17 protein-coding genes are annotated in these 20,016 nt (G+C 66.7%); 9 read left to right on the top strand and 8 right to left on the bottom strand.

What is annotated here, in order from left to right; genetic code table 11:
- Window positions 1-23 precede the first annotated feature (23 nt).
- Both EV147_RS02250 and galU read left to right on the top strand, forming a co-directional pair.
- The gene (locus tag EV147_RS02250; protein WP_130389496.1) at window positions 24-2,891 is read left to right on the top strand and encodes a valine--tRNA ligase; all 2,868 of its coding nucleotides are present in this window, start codon (window positions 24-26) and stop codon (window positions 2,889-2,891) included.
- Window positions 2,892-2,993: 102 nt separating this feature from the next.
- Window positions 2,994-3,869 carry a UTP--glucose-1-phosphate uridylyltransferase GalU gene (gene galU, locus EV147_RS02245; protein ID WP_130389495.1) on the top strand — a complete coding sequence of 292 codons (876 nt, stop codon included), beginning with the start codon at window positions 2,994-2,996 and terminating at the stop codon, window positions 3,867-3,869.
- A gap of 81 nt (window positions 3,870-3,950) precedes the next feature.
- On the opposite strand, the gene EV147_RS02240 is transcribed toward galU, so the two are convergent.
- The 6 genes from EV147_RS02240 to EV147_RS02215 form a co-directional block, all read right to left on the bottom strand.
- The gene (locus EV147_RS02240; RefSeq protein WP_130389494.1) at window positions 3,951-4,178 is read right to left on the bottom strand and encodes a sulfurtransferase TusA family protein; all 228 of its coding nucleotides are present in this window, start codon (window positions 4,176-4,178) and stop codon (window positions 3,951-3,953) included.
- 12 nt (window positions 4,179-4,190) lie between these two features.
- Entirely contained in the window at window positions 4,191-4,787 is a 597-nt protein-coding gene (locus EV147_RS02235) for an NUDIX domain-containing protein (RefSeq protein ID WP_130389493.1), read from the bottom strand.
- Window positions 4,788-4,846: 59 nt separating this feature from the next.
- On the bottom strand, window positions 4,847-5,878 hold the full coding sequence (locus tag EV147_RS02230; RefSeq protein ID WP_130391168.1) for a threonine aldolase family protein: 1,032 nt from the start codon (window positions 5,876-5,878) through the stop codon (window positions 4,847-4,849).
- Window positions 5,879-5,918: 40 nt separating this feature from the next.
- Window positions 5,919-6,107 (bottom strand): 4-oxalocrotonate tautomerase, encoded by a 189-nt coding sequence (locus tag EV147_RS02225; protein WP_130389492.1) that lies wholly within the window; start codon window positions 6,105-6,107, stop codon window positions 5,919-5,921.
- A 32-nt stretch (window positions 6,108-6,139) separates the two neighbouring features.
- Complete coding sequence (locus EV147_RS02220; RefSeq protein ID WP_130389491.1) at window positions 6,140-6,913, bottom strand: class II aldolase/adducin family protein; 774 nt, start codon at window positions 6,911-6,913, stop codon at window positions 6,140-6,142.
- Window positions 6,914-7,000: 87 nt separating this feature from the next.
- Window positions 7,001-8,230: a YbfB/YjiJ family MFS transporter gene (locus tag EV147_RS02215; protein ID WP_130389490.1), complete on the bottom strand. Its 1,230-nt coding sequence runs from the start codon at window positions 8,228-8,230 to the stop codon at window positions 7,001-7,003.
- Between the two features lie 121 nt (window positions 8,231-8,351).
- On the opposite strand from EV147_RS02215, the gene EV147_RS02210 reads away from it, so the two are divergent.
- Both EV147_RS02210 and EV147_RS02205 read left to right on the top strand, forming a co-directional pair.
- Entirely contained in the window at window positions 8,352-9,245 is an 894-nt protein-coding gene (locus EV147_RS02210; RefSeq protein WP_130389489.1) for a LysR family transcriptional regulator, read from the top strand.
- A 168-nt stretch (window positions 9,246-9,413) separates the two neighbouring features.
- Window positions 9,414-9,842, top strand: coding sequence for a hypothetical protein (locus EV147_RS02205; protein ID WP_130389488.1), 429 nt, complete (start codon window positions 9,414-9,416; stop codon window positions 9,840-9,842).
- 214 nt (window positions 9,843-10,056) lie between these two features.
- Here EV147_RS02205 and alaS read toward each other — a convergent pair whose 3' ends face one another.
- On the bottom strand, window positions 10,057-12,681 hold the full coding sequence (gene alaS, locus EV147_RS02200; protein WP_130389487.1) for an alanine--tRNA ligase: 2,625 nt from the start codon (window positions 12,679-12,681) through the stop codon (window positions 10,057-10,059).
- Between the two features lie 264 nt (window positions 12,682-12,945).
- Here alaS and EV147_RS02195 point away from each other — a divergent pair, with 264 nt between their 5' ends.
- From EV147_RS02195 to EV147_RS02185, 3 genes are all read left to right on the top strand, one after another.
- Window positions 12,946-14,166 (top strand): CaiB/BaiF CoA transferase family protein, encoded by a 1,221-nt coding sequence (locus EV147_RS02195; RefSeq protein WP_130389486.1) that lies wholly within the window; start codon window positions 12,946-12,948, stop codon window positions 14,164-14,166.
- A 99-nt stretch (window positions 14,167-14,265) separates the two neighbouring features.
- Complete coding sequence (locus EV147_RS02190) at window positions 14,266-14,721, top strand: DUF2214 family protein (protein ID WP_130389485.1); 456 nt, start codon at window positions 14,266-14,268, stop codon at window positions 14,719-14,721.
- Between the two features lie 92 nt (window positions 14,722-14,813).
- The gene (locus EV147_RS02185; protein ID WP_130389484.1) at window positions 14,814-15,818 is read left to right on the top strand and encodes a Bug family tripartite tricarboxylate transporter substrate binding protein; all 1,005 of its coding nucleotides are present in this window, start codon (window positions 14,814-14,816) and stop codon (window positions 15,816-15,818) included.
- Here the strand turns inward: EV147_RS02185 and EV147_RS02180 are convergent.
- The gene (locus EV147_RS02180; protein ID WP_130389483.1) at window positions 15,790-17,613 is read right to left on the bottom strand and encodes a potassium/proton antiporter; all 1,824 of its coding nucleotides are present in this window, start codon (window positions 17,611-17,613) and stop codon (window positions 15,790-15,792) included. The two genes, EV147_RS02185 and EV147_RS02180, sit on opposite strands and share 29 nt — an antisense overlap.
- Window positions 17,614-17,981: 368 nt before the next feature.
- On the opposite strand from EV147_RS02180, the gene EV147_RS02175 reads away from it, so the two are divergent.
- The gene (locus EV147_RS02175) at window positions 17,982-18,443 is read left to right on the top strand and encodes a tripartite tricarboxylate transporter TctB family protein (RefSeq protein WP_130389482.1); all 462 of its coding nucleotides are present in this window, start codon (window positions 17,982-17,984) and stop codon (window positions 18,441-18,443) included.
- 13 nt (window positions 18,444-18,456) lie between these two features.
- A complete protein-coding gene (locus tag EV147_RS02170) occupies window positions 18,457-19,959 on the top strand; it encodes a tripartite tricarboxylate transporter permease (RefSeq protein ID WP_130389481.1) in 1,503 nt (500 codons plus the stop codon).
- The last annotated feature ends 57 nt before the right edge of the window (window positions 19,960-20,016 follow it).

Raw genomic sequence — 20,016 nt, 5'->3', positions numbered from 1 at the left:
CCGCATCCCCACCAGCATCCAGCATGACCGCAGAAGACCAGTCCCTTGCCAAGAGCTTCGAACCCGCCGCCATCGAGGCAAAGTGGGGCCCAGAATGGGAGCGCCGCGGCATCGCCCAGCCCACTTTCGACCCTGAGCGCCCGAACTTCGCCATCCAGCTGCCGCCGCCCAATGTGACCGGCACGCTGCACATGGGCCATGCGTTCAACCAGACGATCATGGACGGCCTGACCCGCCATGCGCGCATGCGCGGCGCCAACACGCTGTGGGTGCCGGGTACGGACCACGCCGGTATCGCCACGCAGATCGTGGTGGAGCGCCAGTTGGAGATGCAGGGTGTCTCGCGCCACGACCTGGGCCGCGAGAAGTTCACCGAGAAGGTCTGGGAGTGGAAGGAAGAGTCGGGCTCCACCATCACGCGCCAGGTGCGCCGCATGGGCGCCTCGATCGACTGGACGCGCGAGTACTTCACGATGTCGCCCGACATGTCGAAGGCCGTGACCGAGGTCTTCGTCCGGCTGTACGAGCAGGGCCTGATCTACCGCGGCAAGCGCCTGGTGAACTGGGACCCGGTGCTGGGCACCGCGGTGTCGGACCTCGAAGTGGACAGCGTCGAGGAAGAAGGCTCGCTCTGGCACATCCACTATCCGCTGGCCGAGGCCGATGCCGTGCGCGGCCTGACGCACCTGACCGTGGCCACCACGCGCCCGGAAACGATGCTGGGCGACACCGCCGTGATGGTGCACCCGGAAGACGAGCGCTACGCCCACCTGATCGGCAAGCTGGTCAACCTGCCGCTGACCGGGCGCCAGATCCCGGTGATCGCCGACGAATACGTCGACCGCGAGTTCGGCACCGGCGTGGTCAAGGTGACCCCGGGCCACGACTTCAACGACTACGCCGTGGGCCAGCGCCACAACCTGCCGCAACTGTCGATCCTGACGCTGGACGCGAAGATCGTGGCCGACGCCCCGGCCGCCTATGCCGGCCTGGACCGCTTTGCCGCCCGCGAGAAGATGGTGGCGGACCTCAAGGAACAGGGCCTGCTGGGCGAGGTCAAGCCGCACAAGCTGATGGTGCCGCGCAGCGAGCGCACGAGCAGCGTGATCGAGCCGATGCTGACCGACCAGTGGTTCGTGGCCATGAGCAAGCCGGCGCCCGAGGGCACGTTCCATCCGGGCCGCTCGATCGCCGAGGTGGCGCTGGACGCCGTGCAGAGCGGCGAGATCAAGCTCGTTCCCGACAACTGGAACAGCACGTACAACCAGTGGCTGGCCAATATCCAGGACTGGTGCATCAGCCGCCAGCTCTGGTGGGGCCACCAGATCCCGGCCTGGTACGACGAGGCCGGCAAGGTGTTCGTCGCCCGCACCGAGGACGAGGCGCGCGCCCAGGCCCAGGCGGCCGGCAGCACCGGCCCGCTGCGCCGCGAGGACGACGTGCTGGACACGTGGTTCTCGTCCGCGCTGGTGCCGTTCTCGTCGCTGGGCTGGCCCGAGCAGACGCCCGAACTGAAGCACTTCCTGCCGTCGACGGTGCTGGTCACCGGCTACGACATCATCTTCTTCTGGGTGGCGCGCATGGTCATGATGACCAAGCACTTCACCGGGCAGGTGCCGTTCCACACCGTGTACGTGCACGGCCTGGTGCGCGACTCCGAAGGCAAGAAGATGAGCAAGTCCGTGGGCAACACGCTCGACCCCGTGGACCTGATCGACGGCATCGAGCTGGACCCGCTGCTCAGGAAGCGCACGACCGGCCTGCGCCGTCCCAAGGACGCACCGAAGATCGAGGCCAAGACCCGCAAGGAGTTCCCGGACGGCATTCCGTCGTTCGGCGCCGATGCGCTGCGCTTCACGTTTGCCTCGCTGGCCACGCTGGGCCGCAACGTCAATTTCGACACGGGCCGGTGCGAGGGCTACCGCAACTTCTGCAACAAGCTCTGGAACGCCACGCGCTTCGTGCTGATGAACACCGAGGGGCAGGATTGCGGCATGGGCCCGTGCAGCAACGATTGCGGCCCGGACGGCTACCTGCACTTCTCGCAGGCGGACCGCTGGATCGTCTCGCTGCTGCAGCGCGTGGAGGCGGATGTCGAAAAGGGCTTCGACGAGTACCGTTTCGACAATATTTCGAGCGCCATCTACAAGTTCGTCTGGGACGAGTACTGCGACTGGTACCTGGAACTGGCCAAGGTGCAGATCCAGACCGGCACCGAGGCCCAGCAGCGCGCCACGCGCCGCACGCTGCTGCGCGTGCTGGAGACGGTACTGCGCCTGGCGCACCCGATCATCCCGTTCATCACCGAGGAACTGTGGCAGAAGGTGGCCCCGCTGGCTGGCCGCGCCAAAGGTGACGGCAGCGAGACGATCGCCACCCAGCCCTACCCGCTGCCGGCCATGGCCAAGATCGACGAAGCCGCCGAAGCCTGGGTGGCGCAGCTCAAGGGGCTGGTGGATGCCTGCCGCAACCTGCGCGGTGAAATGAACATCTCGCCGGCCCAGCGCATCCCGCTCTACGCACATGGCAACAGCGCGTTCCTGAACGAGGCGGCGGCGCAGGTGAAGGCGCTTGCGAAACTTTCCGAGGTCAAGGTGTTCGAAGACGAGGCCGCGCTGCTGCATGAGGGCGCTGGCGCCCCCGTGGCAATCGTCGGCGGCAACCACCTGATGCTCAAGATCGAGATCGACGTGGCCGCCGAACGCGTGCGCCTGTCGAAGGAGATTGACCGGATCGCGGGTGAGATCGGCAAGTGCCGTGGCAAACTGTCCAACGAGAGTTTTGTCGCCAAGGCGCCCCCAGCCGTCGTGGCGCAGGAAACCCAGCGTATGTCGGATTTCGAACAGACGCTGGAGAAGCTGAAGGATCAACTACAGCGTCTGCCGTCCTGAGGTACGTGTCGAGCCCTTCCGGCTGCGTAGTCGGACGGAACCCGACAGACGGCGATCCCATCCTGCGGCACGGTATTACACCGGATTGAAAAGGAAGCTGAAATGGAAAACCGCGTCACCAAGGCCGTCTTTCCCGTTGCCGGGCTAGGCACCCGTTTTCTGCCCGCCACCAAGGCGAGCCCGAAGGAAATGCTGCCCGTGGTAGACAAGCCGCTGATCCAGTACGCCGTGGAAGAAGCCATGGCTGCCGGCATCAACGAGATGATCTTCGTCACGGGCCGCTCCAAGCGGGCCATCGAGGATCACTTCGACAAGGCTTACGAGCTGGAAATGGAGCTGGAGGCCAAGAACAAGCAGGCCCTGCTCGACGTGGTGCGCTCCATCAAGCCCAAGAACGTGGAGTGCTTCTACGTGCGCCAGCCCGAGGCACTGGGCCTGGGCCACGCGGTGCTCTGCGCCGCGCGCCTGGTGGGCGACGCGCCGTTCGCGGTCATGCTGGCGGACGACCTGCTGGATGGCGAGAAGGACGAGCCGGTCATGAAGCAGATGGTGGACATCTACAACCACTACAACTGCTCGGTGCTCGGCGTGGAGGAAATCGCGCCCGAGCAGAGCCGCTCCTACGGCGTGGTCGATGGCCGCGAGTGGGACGAGCGCGTGATCAAGATGTCGGCCATCGTCGAGAAGCCGGCGCCGGAACAGGCACCGTCGAACCTCGGCGTGGTGGGCCGCTACATCCTGACGCCGCGCATCTTCGACCATATCCGCGACCTGAAGCCGGGCGCCGGCGGCGAGTTCCAGCTGACGGACGCCATCCAGGCCATGCTGGGCCAGGAGCAGGTGCTGGCCTACCGCTACAAGGGCGTGCGCTACGACTGCGGCAGCAAGCTCGGCTACCTGAAGGCGACCGTCGAGTTCGCCCTCAAGCACCCGGAAGTGCGCGACGAGTTCAGCGCCTACCTGGCACAGCGGGGCTGAGCGCCGCGCCGGGCTCCGGGCAAAGAAAAACCGCCTCCCTGCGAGGCGGTTTTTTCTTGCGTCCGGCCCGTGCGGCGCGGCTCAGCGGCGCTTCATGTAGAACACGAAGACCTTGTCGACCTCGGCATGCGAGACCAGCTCGTTGCCGGTCTGCTTGGCGAATGCCTGGAAATCGCGCGTGGCGCCCGGGTCGGTCGCCAGCACCTTGAGCACTTCGCCGCTGGCCATGTCCGCCAGCGCCTTCTTGGTCCGCAGGATCGGCAGCGGGCAGTTCAGGCCGCGCGCATCCACTTCTTTCTGGAAATCCATTCCTCTCACCTTCTAGTTCTGGTTGATGCCGTATTGTAGCGAAGCGCCGACCAGGCTGAAGTCGGTCGGCCGGCGCGGGTCGGGAATGTCCTCGCCGGTAGCGCGGTCGAAGAAACGCACCGGCAGGCCCCGTCGCTCCAGGAAATCGGCCACGGCAAACCCGGTGCCGGCGTTCCAGATCTTCATCTTCTCGGGCGCGACGAGCCGATACTCGGCCAGCTCCTCGGACAACCGGATCTCGCCCTCCGCCTTCACGTGGTAGGCGATGATCAGCTCGTTCTTGCGCATGAATTCGTAGACGCCGATCAACTCGGCCGAAACCGTGTCGAGGTTGGTTTCCTCCTTCAGCTCCCGGGCCACGCCCAGCTCCGGCGTCTCGTCGCGCTCCATGAAGCCGGTGACGAGCGCGAACATCTTCTCGGGCCACAGCGCGTTGCGCGCCAGCAGCAACTGGCCCTGGTACTCGACCACCGCCGCCAGCACCGGCAGCGGGTTGTCCCAATGCACGAAACCGCAGCCGTCCTGCACGCAGACGTTGCGATAGCGGCCCGACATCGGCAGGTGTTCGAGCGGCGCGCCGCAGCGCGGGCAGAAGCGGTAGGGTTCCATCCTTGGGGGCTCCGGGGGGATTGTCTCGTTATCGTTGTGGCGGGGTCCGGCGCCGGCGGTCAGTGCCCGCAGGCGGCGCGGATATCGGCGGCGAACGCCTCCACCGTCTCGGGCTGCAGGTCCCACGCGCACATCATCCGGCATCCGCCGGCGCCGATGAACGTGTAGAACAGCCAGCCCTTCGCCCGCAGCGCCTCGATGGCCGGCAGCGGCAGTTCGGCAAACACCGCGTTGGCCTGGGTCGGGAACATGAGGCGCACGCCGGGAATATCGGCGATCCGCTGCGCCAGCAGCGCGGCCATCGCGTTGGCATGGCGGCCGTTGCGCAGCCAGACGTCGTTTTCGAGCATGCCGAGCCACGGCGCCGAAATGAAGCGCATCTTCGAGGCCAGATGCCCGGCCTGCTTGACGCGGTAGGCAAAATCCTCGGCCAGCCGGCGGTCGAAGAAGACCACCGCCTCGCCCACGGGCAGCCCGTTCTTGGTGCCGCCAAAGCACAGCACGTCCACGCCGGCGCGCCACGTGATTTCCGACGGATGCACGCCCAGCGACGCCACCGCATTGGCAAAGCGCGCGCCGTCCATATGCACGCGCAACTGGCGCCGCTTGGCGATGGCCGCGATGGCGCGCACTTCGTCCACGGTGTAGACGGTGCCCACCTCGGTAGCCTGCGTCAGCGACACCACGCGCGGCTTGGGATAGTGGATGTCCGAACGGCGCGTCACCAGTGCCTCCACCGCGTCGGGCGTCAGCTTGCCGTTCTCGCCGGGCGCGGTGAGCAGCTTCGAGCCATTCGAGAAAAACTGCGGCGCGCCGCATTCGTCGGTCTCGATATGGGCCAGTTCGTGGCAGATCACCGAATGGTAGGACTGGCACAGCGACGACAGCGCCAGCGAGTTGGCTGCCGTGCCGTTGAAGACGAAGAAGACCTCGCAGTCGGTCTGGAACAGGTCGCGGATACGGTCGCAGACCTTCTGCGTCCAGCTGTCGTCGCCATAGGCTTTCTCGTGGCCCGTGGCGTTGGCTTCGAGAAAGTACTTCAGCGACTCCGGGCAGAAGCCGGCGTAGTTGTCGGAAGCGAACTGCTGCATGGCGGAAGCTGCGGAGGTCATCGGTCCCAATCCTGCCTGCTTACGCCTTGTCGGCCCAGAGCTCGCCGCCCGTGGCCCAGTTCTCGCGCTTGACGTCGGTGATGATGATGTCGACGGCGCCGGCCGAGCAGCCCAGCGTCTCGCATGTGACGCGCGTGACTTCCTCGACGAAACGGCGCTTCTGCTCCACCGTGCGGCCTTCGAACATTTCTACGTGAAACGTGGGCATGTCATGACTCCTTTTGGCTTTTTTACGCGGTTTTAGTCTTTGTACGAGGGATCGATTCTATCGAGTTTGCGCAGCAGCGCGGGCCACTCGAGTACGCCCTCCACGGCGCCATCATCGTATAGCTGGAGCGAGGTCCGCTCCGCCACGGCCGGCGGCGGCTGCACGGTGGCGCTGCCAAGCTGCGCGCCGAGCTGGATTTCGCACGCCTTGATCAGCGTGGCCATCAGCACGTAGGCCTCGGCCACGGTGCGGCCCACGGTCAGCGTGCCGTGGTTGCGCAGCAGCATGGCCGGATGCCCGCCCAGCGACGCGGTCAGCCGCGCGCCCTCGGCCGGCGTGAACGCCAGTCCTTCGTAGTCGTGATAGGCCATCCGGCCATGAAAGCGCATGGCGTGCTGCGACAGCGGCAGCAGCCCCCCGGCCTGGGCCGAGACGGCGATGCCGGCCGTGTTGTGGAGATGCATCACGCAATGGGCGTCGGCCCGGGCCGCGTGCACGGCGCCGTGGAGCGCAAAACCGGTGACGTTGACGGGGTGGACGGTCTCGCCGACCACCTCGCCCCGGCCATTGATCTTGACCAGGTCCGAGGCACGGATCTCGTCGAAGGCGAAGCCGAACGGGTTGATCAGGAAATGTCCGGGCTCGCCGGGCACGGTGGCCGAGATGTGGGTGTAGATCAGGTCATCCCAGCGTTCGAGCGCGGCCAGCCGGTACGCGGCGGCCAGGTCCACGCGCACGCGCGCTTCCTCGGCGCCGATCGGCAGGGCCGGCCCGGCGGCGCGGCCGGGCTGCAAGGCAAAAGACATGGGGCTTGGCTTTCGCGCCGCCCTGCAGCGCCGGCGCGGGGGCGTCCGGTTCGAGTGGGCGGCGAAGCCGATACTGTAGCGTACTCGTCAGCCGGCCGCGCGGCGGCCCACCGGCATCGTGCGCCACATCCAGAAATAGATCAGCGCCCCGCACAGCAGCGCGCCCGACGCCACACCGAGCGAGGCGCCAAAGCCTCCCGTGCGCGCCACCAGCGCCGTGGCCAGCGGCGGACCGGCAATCTGGCCGATGGCGTACGCCGCCGTCATCAGCCCGATCAGCTTCGACGCGCTGGCGCCCCAGAGCCGCCGGGCCTCGCGCATCGCAAACGACACCAGGGCCGTGAACGGCAAACCCACCAGCAGGCTGCTCAGCGCGAAACCGGCAACGGTTGGCCACACCGCCGCCACGGCCACGCCCACCGCCTGCATCGCATAGAGCCACATCATCATGCGCCGGTTGTCGTGATGCATGCCCATGCGGGTCACCAGCCACGCACCGACTGCCACGCCCGCGCCAAGAATCGGCCAGAACAGGTCGGCCCAGACACTGCCCGGCATCTCGTGGCGGGCGATCACGGGCAGGAACGTGGCCGTGATGATGTAGCCGAAACCGGCCAGCCCATAGGCCAGCGTCAACGCCCAGGTTTCGAGATCGAGCCGGGGCGTGGCCGCCGCTGCGGCTCGCGCGCCATGGCTGGCGGGGGGCAATTCCGGCGAGGGCGTGCCGAACACGCGCCACACTGGCAGCAGCATCAGCGCGCCAAGGATCGTGAACGCGATCCAGCCCCAGTTGGCCTGCCAGTGCGCGCCAACCATCCCGAACGCCGAGACGCCGGTCACGACGATGCCGATGCCCGGCCCACAGAACATCAGTCCGCCCAACGTGGGGTGCCCAAGTTCCGCCAGCCGCTGCATGCACCACGCCGTCGCGTAGACCATCACCACCGCGCTGGCGATACCGGACACCGTGCGCCACGCGAGCCATGCTGGCATGCCGCCGGGCAAGGCCATCGCCAGTGTCAGCACGACGGTCAGCGCCAGCGCACCCTTGACCATGCGCGCCGGATCGGGCCGGATCACCAGGCACAGCAGCGCGCCGAGCAAGTAGCCGATATAGTTCCATGTGGCGAGCGCGCCACCTTGATTGAGGGTGACGGTGCCATCGTGCAGCATCATCGGCAGCAGCGGCGTGAAGGCGAATCGTCCGATGCCCATGGCCAGCGCCAGCGACACGAAGCCCGCAAGCGCCACGGCCCACGGACCGGCGGTAGACCGGGCGGCGCGTCCGGCAGAAACATCGAGATCGGCGATTGGCATGGGGCGGCGGGGGCGGTGGCGCAGTTCGGGTTTGTTGACTATGCTATGTCCAAACTTCCATCACGAAAAATGAATTATCAAGATGGAATCCATCTTGATTTGAAAAAAGGACGCCCGCGCCATGGATCTCGCCGCCCTTGAAATCTTTCGCACGGTGGTGGAAGCCGGGGGCATCACCCGCGCCGCCGAGCGCCTGCACCGCGTGCAATCGAACGTCACGACGCGCATCCGCCAGCTCGAACAATCGCTGGGTGTCGATCTGTTCGTACGTGACGGGCGCCGCATGGTGCTCACGCCGGCCGGCAAGACGCTGTACGAGTACGCCTGCCGCATCCTGAAACTGTCCGACGAGGCCCGTCACGCGGTGCAGCCGGCGCGGCCGCACGGCCGCCTGCGCATCGCCTCGATGGAGAGCACCGCCGCGAGCCGGCTGCCGAACGTACTGGCCGCCTATCATCGCGCGTGGCCGGACGTCGAACTCGAACTGGTGACGCTGCCCACGCGCCAGGCGCTCGACGCCTTGCGGCGCTTCGACGTCGACTGCGCCTTCGTGGCCGAGCCGGTCGGCGACCCCGACCTGCTCACCCGCCCGGGGTTCGAGGAAGAACTGGTGATCATCGCCAGCGCCGGCCACCCGCCAATCACCGGCCCCGCCGACCTCGGGCACACCACACTGCTCGCATTCGAGACCGGCTGCAACTACCGTTCACGTTTCGAACAGTGGTACGGGCAAGGCGGCCAGGCACCGCGCCGCGTGATCCAGCTGGGTTCGTATCACGCCATCGTGACCTGTGCCGCCGCTGGCATCGGCGTGGCCATCATGCCGCGCTCGGTGCTGGCGCTCTACCGCAACCTGCCGCAGATCAGCATCCATCCGCTCGGCGAAGCGGGACGCGTGACGACCGTGCTTGCCTGGTACCCGTCGATGGGCAGCGCCGCGCTGCTGGCGCTGGCCGACATGCTTGGCGAAGGTGCCCTGCCGGCCGATGCCGCGCAGATTCCGGCCGCAGCCTGACGTCCTCCGCGGGGCCCGAGCGGCTTTGAGAAAAGTCAGATTCGAACACGGTTGATGCCACGCAAAGGTCGTTAGCGAAGTCACAAAAGTTCACATCCGTCCGATTGCGGGACGGCCACGCGATGCCTAGGATGAGGGCCATTCTTCAACCCTTGCCCGACGGACACCATGAGAGCACTGGAGCAGTTCGGCTGGTTCGTGTTCAACATCGCGATCCCGCTGCTGGCGCCGCTGGCGTTGCTATCGCTCGTGAAGCTGCCCGCATTCCTGCGCGAGCAGAGCCGCGGCGTGGTGCGCCGCGCGGTCGAGCACGGCCAGATGTCATGGGCGGCGCTGCCGATGAACGCCAGCGCCTGCTACCTGCTCGGCGGGTCGCTGACCAATCCGGCCATTGCCCCGCAACTGGTGTTAGCGGCGATCACCGTCCACGTCAGCCTGCTGGTGCTGGCTTCGATCGTCATCGTGCTTGGAGCCCTGCAGTCCTGTTCGGACCAGCCGCTCCTCTCGTGGGGCACCAACTCGATATTTCACACGTCCTGGGTCGTCACGGCGACTACCGCTGCCGCGCACTTCACGGGCTACCTCTATTTCACCTGACAAGGAGTTCATCATGCCTGGAATGCTAAGGCGCTGTCTGCAAAACGCCTCACCGATCGACAAGGCCGCCATGCTCGTGTCGTTACTCGCCATCATGATGGGAGTACCGCTATTGCTCATGTACGCCTACCTTTTCAGTATCCGGTAGCCCAAAGAAAAAACGCCTGCAGGGCGAACCATGCAGGCGTTCCTCTAGGACAGTTTGGTCAATCGATCAAACCTTCGCCGCCACCCACTCCGTGACGCCAGCCAGCGCCTTCGGCAGGCCCGACGGGTCCGTGCCGCCGGCCTGTGCCATGTCCGGACGGCCGCCGCCCTTGCCGCCAACCTGCTGGGCGACGAAGTTGACGAGTTCGCCGGCCTTGACCTTCGACGTAGCGTCCGCCGTCACGCCGGCGATCAGGCTCACCTTGCCGTCAGCCACGGCAGCCAGCACGATGGCGGCGCTCTGGAGCTTGTCCTTGAGCTTGTCCATCGTCTCGCGCAGCGTCTTGACGTCGGCGCCTTCGAGCTGCGCGGCCAGCACCTTCAGGCCATTGACGTCCACGGCCTGCGACACCAGTTCGTCGCCTTGGGACGAAGCCAGCTTGCTCTTGAGCTTTTCCAGTTCCTTTTCGAGCGCGCGGACCTGTTCCTGGACCTGGCCGATACGCGGCACGATTTCCGAGGGCTGGGCACGCAGCGCGGCGGCGGCTTCGTTCAGGCGGGCGTCGAGCGACTGCAGGTAGTGCAGCGCATTGTCGCCGGTGATCGCTTCCACGCGGCGGATGCCGGCGGCCACGCCAGCTTCCACGACGATCTTGAACAGGCCGATATCGCCGGTGCGGGTCACGTGCGTGCCGCCGCAGAGTTCCTTGGAGGTACCGATCGACAGCACGCGCACATCGTCGGCGTACTTCTCGCCGAACAGCGCCATGGCGCCGCTCTTGACGGCATCGTCGAACGGCATCACGGCTGCCGTGGTGGCCTCGTTGCGCAGGATCTCGGCGTTGACGATCTCCTCGATCTGGCGGATCTGGTCGTCGGTCAGCGGCGCGTTGTGCGAGAAGTCGAAGCGGGTCTTGTCTGGATCGACCAGCGAGCCCTTCTGCTGCACGTGGGTGCCGAGCACCTCGCGCAGGGCCTTGTGCATCAGGTGGGTGGCCGAGTGGTTGCGCACGGTGCGCGCGCGGCGCACGGCGTCCACCTGGGCGGCCACGGTATCGCCGACCTTCAGCGAGCCATTCGCCAGCGTGCCCTGGTGGCCGAACACGTCGGCCTGCACCTTGGTGGTGTCGGCCACGGTGAAGACCGCCGGGCCGCAAACCAGCGTGCCCTGGTCGCCGACCTGGCCGCCCGATTCGGCATAGAACGGGGTGTTGTCGAGCACGACGACGCCGGTCTGGCCCGGCTCCATCGTCTGCACCGAGGCGCCATCGACGTACAGGGCCGTCACGCGCACGCCTTCCTTGCTCAGCGCGTCGTAGCCGTGGAACACGGTCTTGTCGCCGGTGTACTCGAGGCCGGCGGCCATCTTGAACTTGCCGGCAGCGCGGGCCTGCTCGCGCTGGCGATTCATCGCCGCGTCGAACGCTGCCTCGTCCACGGTGATTTCCTGCTCGCGCGCCACGTCCTGCGTCAGGTCCAGCGGGAAGCCGAACGTGTCGTGCAGCTTGAACGCCAGTTCGCCGTCGAGCACCGAGCCGCCCTTCGCCTTCAGGTCGGCCACGGCGGCGTCCAGGATCGACATGCCGTTCTCGATGGTCTCGAAGAAACGCTCTTCCTCGGCCTTGAGCACTTCCACCACGCGGGCCTCGGCTTCAGCCAGTTCCGGATAGGCGGCGCCCATCTGGGCCACCAGATCCGCCACCATCTTGTGGAAGAACGGGGTCTTCTGGCCGAGCTTGTAGCCATGGCGGATCGCGCGGCGCACGATGCGGCGCAGCACGTAGCCGCGGCCTTCGTTGCCGGGGATCACGCCGTCCACGATCAGGAACGAGCAGGCGCGGATATGGTCGGCGATGACCTTCAGCGAATTCTGGTTCAGATCGGCGGTGCGGGTCTCGCGGCCGGCGGCCTGGATCAGCGCCTGGAACAGGTCGATCTCGTAGTTGCTGTGCACGTGCTGGAGCACGGCGGCAATCCGCTCCAGGCCCATGCCGGTATCCACGCACGGCTTGGGCAGGCGCGTCATGTTGCCCTGCTCGTCGCGGTTGAACTGCATGAACACGAGATTCCAGATCTCGATGTAGCGGTCGCCGTCTTCCTCGGCCGATCCCGGGGGGCCGCCCCAGACGTCCGGGCCGTGGTCGTAGAAAATTTCCGAGCACGGGCCGCACGGGCCGGTGTCGGCCATCTGCCAGAAATTATCCGAGGCGTAGCGGGCGCCCTTGTTGTCGCCGATACGCACGATGCGCTCGACCGGCACGCCCACTTCGGTGGCCCAGATGTCGTACGCCTCGTCGTCCTCGGCGTAGACCGTGACCCAGAGCTTTTCCTCGGGCAGCTGGTAGACCTTGGTCAACAGTTCCCAGGCGTACTGGATGGCTTCGCGCTTGAAGTAGTCGCCAAACGAGAAGTTGCCCAGCATCTCGAAGAACGTGTGGTGACGTGCCGTATAGCCCACATTTTCGAGATCGTTGTGCTTGCCGCCGGCGCGGACCGAGCGTTGCGACGACGTGGCGCGCGAGTAAGGGCGCTTGTCGGAGCCCAGGAACACGTCCTTGAACTGCACCATGCCCGAATTGGTGAACAGCAGCGTCGGGTCGTTCGCCGGCACCAGGCTGGACGAGCGGACCACGGTATGGCCCTTCGACTCGTAGAACTGCAGGAACTTGCTGCGAATGTCGGAGACTTTCATGTTGTATCGGGCGCTTCCCGCGTCGTGGCAGGGCGCAGTGGGTCAGGTTGGATTTTGCGAACCGTTGATTATACGGGCAAGCCCCGTCCCGGGGCAGGGGCTGGCGGGGCTGTGGCGTGCCCGCCCGTTGCGCAGGAACCCGCCCCCGGGCCGGCTGTCCGGTTATCGCCCACGGAACCTCCGCCGGCGCCCGGGCCTGCCGCGTCGGGCCGCAGGCCCGGTGATAGAGTGCTGGCTCCTCAGACCTGCCAGCCGTGACATGCCATGGGAGCTTTAAGCCATCTTCGCGTACTTGACCTGACCCGCGTGCTCGCGGGGCCGTGGTGCGCCCAGAACCTAGCCGATTTCGGCGCCGACGTGATCAAGATCGAGCGCCCCGGCGCCGGCGACGACACGCGCATCTGGGGCCCGCCCTGGCTCAAGACCGAGGACGGCCGCGACACCGCCGAGGCCGCCTACTACCTGGCCGCCAACCGCAACAAGCGCTCGGTGACCTGCGACATCAGCACGCCCGAAGGCCAGCAGCTGGTGCGCGAACTGGCCGCCCAGAGCGATGTGGTGCTCGAAAACTACAAGGTCGGCCAGTTGAAGAAGTACGGGCTCGACTACGACTCTCTGAAGGCAGTCCGGCCGGACCTGATCTACTGCTCGGTCACCGGCTTCGGCCAGACCGGTCCGTATGCCCAGCGCCCCGGCTACGATTTCATCGTGCAGGGCATGGGCGGCTTCATGAGCCTGACCGGCGAGCGCGACGACCTGCCCGGCGGCGGCCCGCAAAAGGCCGGCGTGGCGATTTCCGACCTGATGACGGGCCAGTACGCCACGATCGCCGTGCTGGCGGCGCTGGCGCACCGCGACCGCACCGGCGAGGGCCAGTACATCGACATGGCGCTGCTGGACGTGCAGGTGTCGATGCTGGCCAACATGAACACCAACTACCTGGCCAGCGGCCAGGCGCCCCGGCGCTGGGGCAATGCCCATCCGAACATCGTGCCCTACCAGACCTTCCATGCCGCCGACGGCTGGATCATCGTCGCGGTGGGCAACGACGGCCAGTTCCGCAAGTTCGTGACGGCCGGCGGCAAGCCTGAACTCGCCGACGATCCGCGCTTTGCCACCAACCCGCAGCGCGTGGCGCACCGCGACGTGCTGGTGCCGATCCTGTCCGAGATGGTGGCGCCGCGCACCCGCGAGCAATGGATTCTCGATCTCGAACGCGCCGGCGTGCCCTGCGGCCCGATCAACACGCTCGACGAGGTCTTCGAGAACGAACAGGTGGTATCCCGCGGCCTGCGCGTGGACCTGCCCCACCCCACGGCCGGCACGGTAAAGCTGGTGGGCAGCCCGATGCGGATGAGCGTCACGCCGCCCGAGGCGCTGCGCCATCCGCCGTTGCTCGGCGAGCACACCGATGTGGTGCTGGGCGAGACACTCGGCTACAGTGCCGAACACATCGCCGCCCTGCGCAGCAAGGGCGTGGTCTGACGCCGCGCCGGGCTTTCTTGGCCCGGTTTGATCAGACCCGGCGTCCCCGGAGACCGGGCAGGCGATCATCGAGGAATTCCCCCATCCCGAGGAGATTTCATGCTGATTGATGCCTTGCTGGCGTTCCTGCACTACACCGCCATCTTCATCCTGGTGACGCTGATGGCCGCCGAGGCCGTGGTGCTGCGCCCCGACATGACGCCAGCCGCGGTGCGCCGCCTGTCGCTGTACGACCTGTTCTACTTCCTCTCGGCGATGGCCGTGCTCGCCACCGGCCTGCTGCGGCTGTACCTGGGCGCCAAGGGCGTGGAGTTCTATATCCGCAACCCGTGGTTCCACGCCAAGGTCACGGTGTTCGTGCTGATCGCGCTGTGCTCGCTGCCGCCCACGCTGGCCATCGCCAAATGGCGCAAGCAGGCCCGCAAGCTGCCCGAATTCGTGCCCACGCCGGCGGAGATCAAGAAGACGCGCCGCTGGGTCATGATCGAGGCGCACGTGTTTATCCTGCTGCCGCTGTGCGCCGTGATGATGGCGCGCGGCATCGGCCTGCGCTGACCCGGCGCCCGCCGCCTTCCACGAAGCTCCAGACGCCGGGGCGCAACGTACGTCCCGGCCGCACCCGATTCCCAATCCTTGCCACGCCTGACATGCTGAAGACCCTGCTATCGGCCGCCCTCGCGGCCACCACCGCACTGGCGGCGTTCTCCGCCCCGGCCGCCACCCCGGCCAACTGGCCCGCCAAGCCGCTCCGTTTCATCGTGCCCTACCCCGCCGGCGGTCCGCTCGACACCGTGGCGCGCGCCATCGGCGAGCAATTGCGCACCAGCCTGGGCCAGCCGGTGGTGGTCGAGAACAAGCCCGGCGCGGGCGGCAACCTGGGCGCCGACTACGTCGCCAAGCAGCCGGCCGACGGCTACACGATCGTGATGGGCGCCGTGGCCACCCATGCGATCAACCCGACGCTGTTCACGAAGATGCCGTACGACCCGGTCAAGGATTTCGCGCCGGTCACGCTGGTGGCCGACGTGCCGAACGTGCTCGTGATGCATCCGGGCAAGGCCGCCGAACTCCATATCAACAATGTGCGCGACCTCGTCGAATACGCCCGCAAGCATCCCGGCAAGCTCGACTACGCCTCGGGCGGCAATGGCAGCGCCGGGCACCTGTCGGGCGAACTGTTCAAGAGCATGGCGCGCGTGAGCATGGTCCATATCCCGTACAACGGCGCGTCGCCGGCGCAGTTGTCGGTGCTGTCGGGCCAGACCGACCTGATTTTCGACAACCTCGCCTCGGCCTCGGCCAATATCAAGGCCGGCAAGCTCAAGGCGTTCGCCGTGACCACGGCCAGCCGGGCGGCCTCGTTCCCGGAGCTGCCGACCATCGCCGAGGCCGGCAAGGGGCTGGGCCTGGAAGGTTTCGACATTTCCACGTGGTTCGGCGTCCTGGCGCCGGCCGGCACGCCGCCCGAGATCGTCGAACGGCTGAACCGCGACATCGTGGCGATCCTGAAGACCGACGACATGAAGGCGCGGCTGGCCCGCATCGGCGCCGTGCCGGCCCCGACCACGCCCGAGCAGTTTGGCGCACTGATTCAGCGCGAGCTGAAGAAATACGGCCAGATCGTCAGGGTTTCCGGCGCGAAGGTGGACTGACCTCCCCGTCCTCCCCGTCCTTCCCGGCCTTGCTGCGCAGGCGCCAGACGCTCTCCTTGCGGTCGCGGGCGTCCTCGGCGGCGCTGCGCGGCAGCAGCAGGCCCACCTGGACGATACGCGGCCCCTCCATGCGCGTGACCGTGAGCCGGAGCCCGGCGATCTCCACCGCATCGCCCTCCACCGGCGGCGACGGGAACATCGCCAGCATGGCCGTTTCCAGCGTCCACTGCGCCTCCTCGGGCGCCAGCGGCCGCGTGCCGTAGAGCAACGCCACGTCAGCCAGCGCGGCCCGCCCGTCGAGCACGAAATCGTGCCCGACCTGATCCCAGGCGGGCGGCCGCGCCGCCGTCAGGAAGCGGCGCGACAGCAGCGGCATCGCACTGCTCGGGGCAAGCACCGAGACCACGTCGCCGGCGTGCAGCACGGCCTGGTCCAGCGACACCAGCGCGCCGTTTCGCACCACCGTCATCAGCCGCGTTCGCGGCGGCAGTTCCACCTGATCGGCGCGCACATCCTCCATCGACGAATTGGCCGCCACCGCGAACTGCATCAGTTCCACCGAGGGATCGCGCGTGCCACGCAGCCGCTCGCGCGACAGCGGCTCGTCGTAGGGCGGCCGCAGCACCCGGGCCAGCCGGGCGGCCAGCGCCACCGTGGTGCCCTGGCACAGCAGGCTGGCCAGCACCACGGCGAAGGCCACGCGGAACAGCAGCCCGGAGTCTTCCATGCCCTGCAGCAGCGGAAACAGCGACAGCACGATCGGCACCGCGCCGCGCAGCCCCATCCAGGCCACGAATGACTTCTCGCGCGTGTTGAAGCGGAACGGCAGCAGCGAGACGAACACCGCCACGGGGCGCGCCACGCACATCAGGAACAGCGCCAGCGCCGTGGCCGGCAGCGCGATCTCCCAGATCCGATGCGGCGTGACCAGCAGGCCGAGCAGCAGGAACATCGCAGACTGCGCCAGCCACGCCATGCCGTCCATCGCCCGCATGGTGTCGCCCGAGACCGCACGCTCCCGGTTGCCGACGATCATCCCGGCCAGGTAGACCGCCAGGAAGCCGCTGCCGCCGGCCGTCTGGACGATGGCCCAGACCATGCAGCCGCCCGAGCAGACCAGGATGGCCTGCAGGCCCTCGGCCACATTGACCCGCTCCATCACGTTGGCCAGGCAATAGCCAAGGGCTACGCCCAGCACGCCGCCCACCCCGAACTGCACCAGCAGCCGCAGCGCCAGCGCGGGGGCGGACAGGCCATCGGGCGCGGTAATCCACTGGATCAGCGTCAGCGTCAGGAAGATTGCCATCGGGTCGTTGATGCCGGACTCGATCTCCAGCACGCTCGCCACGCGCTCCTTGAGCCGGATGCCGCTGCTGTTGAGCAGCGAGAACACTGCCGCGGCATCGGTGGAGCCGACGATGGCGCCCAGCAGCAGCCCGAGCTTCCAGTCGATGCCGAGCAGCCACGTGGCGAACAGCCCCACCAGCACGGCCGTCAGCAGCACGCCCACCGTGGCCAGTGACAGCGACGGCTTCAACGCCACGCGGAACGTGGCAAAGCGCGTGCGCAGGCCGCCATCGAGCAGGATCACGGCCAGCGCGATATTGCCCACCAGGAAGCTCAGCCAGGTGTTGCCAAAGCGGATGCCGCCCGGGCCGTCCACCCCGGCGGCCATGCCCACGCCCAGGAATACCAGCAGGAACGGCACCCCGAAGCGCGACGAGAACACGCCAAGCAGGATGCCCAGCGTCATCACCACGGCGCCGATCAGGATGGCATGGTCGATGGTTTCCAAGCGCGCCTCCGGTGATTGCGGATTGTTCTTGTTCGCGTGGCGAAAGACGCGCCTCTCTCTATATATATAAGTGCGCGCCGCCATCCACGGAGCATAGTCCACCCGGGCGCTCCGATCTGTCGGCTTCCGTCCTGCGTCCGCCCCCGGCCCGCGTCCTCCCGTCCAAGCGTTTTCCCTGCAATTTCCCTTGCATTGTCAACGACTTACCGAATCCTTTCGGACGTCTGCCTAGGGACATACCCTGAAGTTGCCACTTTATGCAGACATATGAAAGGTAGCTGAAAGGATGCGCTCTTACCTTCCACCCTGCCGCGACAGGCAGCCCCTGTCGCCCAAGCTTTTCAAGATTCAAATCGAGGAGAATCATTTTGCGCATACGTAGCCAAAAGGACTTTGCCTCCGGCCTGATGTTCATCCTGGTCGGTTTGGGCTTTTCCTTCGTAGCCCGTGGCTATTCCATGGGAACCGCCGCCAAGATGGGGCCGGGATACTTCCCTTTCTGGCTCGGCATCGTGCTCGCCATCCTCGGCGCGCTGGTGTTGTGGGGTTCGCTGTCCTCCAAGGCGGAAGACGACAAGCTGGCCCGCTGGGACCTGAAGATCCTGCTGTGGATCCTGGGCGCCGTGGTGCTGTTCGGCCTGCTGCTCAAGCCGCTGGGCATGGTGCTGTCGGTGGTGGTGCTGGTGCTGGTTTCCTCGATGGCCAGCCACGAATTCAGCTGGAAGGGCGCCGTGCTCAATGCGATCATCCTCGTGATCATCAGCATGGGCGCGTTCGTGTACGGCATCAACCTGCAGATGCCGGTGTGGCCGGCTTTCCTGGCAAACTAAGGAGGCGGCCCACATGGAACTGTTAGCCAACCTCGGACTGGGCTTCTCGACCGCCCTGTCCTTTCAGAACATCGCCTACGCGTTCCTGGGCTGCGTGCTCGGTACGCTGATCGGCGTGCTGCCGGGCCTCGGCCCGCTGGCCACCATCGCGATGCTGCTGCCCGTGACCTACACGCTGCCCCCGGTGGCCGCGCTGATCATGCTGGCCGGTATCTACTACGGCGCCCAGTACGGCGGCTCGACCACCGCCATCCTGGTGAACCTGCCCGGTGAATCGTCGTCGGTGGTGACCACGATCGACGGCTACCAGATGGCACGGCGCGGCCGGGCGGGCGTGGCACTGGCCACCGCTGGCCTGGGCTCGTTCTTCGCCGGCTGCGTGGCCACGCTGATCCTGGCCGCCTTTGCCGCCCCGCTGTCGGAACTGGCGTTCAAGTTCGGCCCCGCCGAATACTTCTCGCTGATGATCCTGGGCCTGATCGGCGCCGTGGTGCTGGCGTCCGGCTCGCTGGTCAAGGCGATCTCGATGATCGTGCTGGGCCTGCTGCTGGGCCTGGTGGGTACCGACGTGAACTCGGGCGCCGCGCGCTTCTCGTTCGACGTTCCGGAACTGACCGACGGCCTGAACTTCGTCTCGGTGGCCATGGGTATCTTCGGCTTCGCGGAAATCATCGCGAACCTGGAGCAGAAGGAAGCCCGCGAGACGTTCACGGACCACGTGACGAACCTGTTCCCGACCAAGGAAGACTTCAAGCGCATGATTCCGGCCGTGCTGCGTGGCACGATGCTGGGTTCGGCGCTGGGTATCCTGCCGGGCGGCGGCGCATCGCTGGCTTCGTTCGCGGCCTACTCGCTGGAAAAGAAGACCTCGAAGTACCCGCAGGAATTCGGCAAGGGCGCCATCGAAGGCGTGGCAGGTCCGGAATCGGCCAACAACGCCGCGGCCCAGACCTCGTTCATCCCGCTGCTGACGCTGGGCATTCCGCCGAACGCCGTGATGGCGCTGATGGTCGGTGCGATGACGATCCACAACATCCAGCCGGGTCCGCAGGTCATGACCAGCAACCCCGCGCTGTTCTGGGGCCTGATCGCCTCGATGTGGCTCGGCAACCTGATCCTGATCGTGCTGAACCTGCCGATGATCGGTATCTGGGTCAAGCTGCTGAAGGTGCCCTACCGCTACCTGTACCCGGCCATCCTGACGTTCTGCTGCATCGGCGTCTACTCGGTCCAGAACACCACGTTCGACGTGTTCCAGACCGCGGCCTTCGGCGTGGTGGGCTACCTGTTCATCAAGCTGCGTTGCGAACCCGCCCCGCTGCTGCTCGGCTTCGTGCTGGGACCGATGATGGAAGAGAACTTCCGCCGCTCGCTGCTGCTGTCGCGTGGTGACTTCAGCGTGTTCGTGACGCGTCCGCTGTCGCTGGGCCTGCTGATTGCAGCCTGCGTGCTGGTGGCGATCGTGGCCATGCCGTCGATCAAGGCCAAGCGCGAGGAAGCGTTCCAGGAAGAGTAAGCCGGTCTTCCCCGGAGCAACGAAGAAGGGCGCCCACCGTGGCGCCCTTTTTCATGC

The organism is Cupriavidus agavae (genome assembly GCF_004217045.1).
GTDB classification, from domain to species: Bacteria; Pseudomonadota; Gammaproteobacteria; order Burkholderiales; family Burkholderiaceae; genus Cupriavidus; species Cupriavidus agavae.
This window is presented reverse-complemented; position numbering and strand designations above follow the sequence as displayed.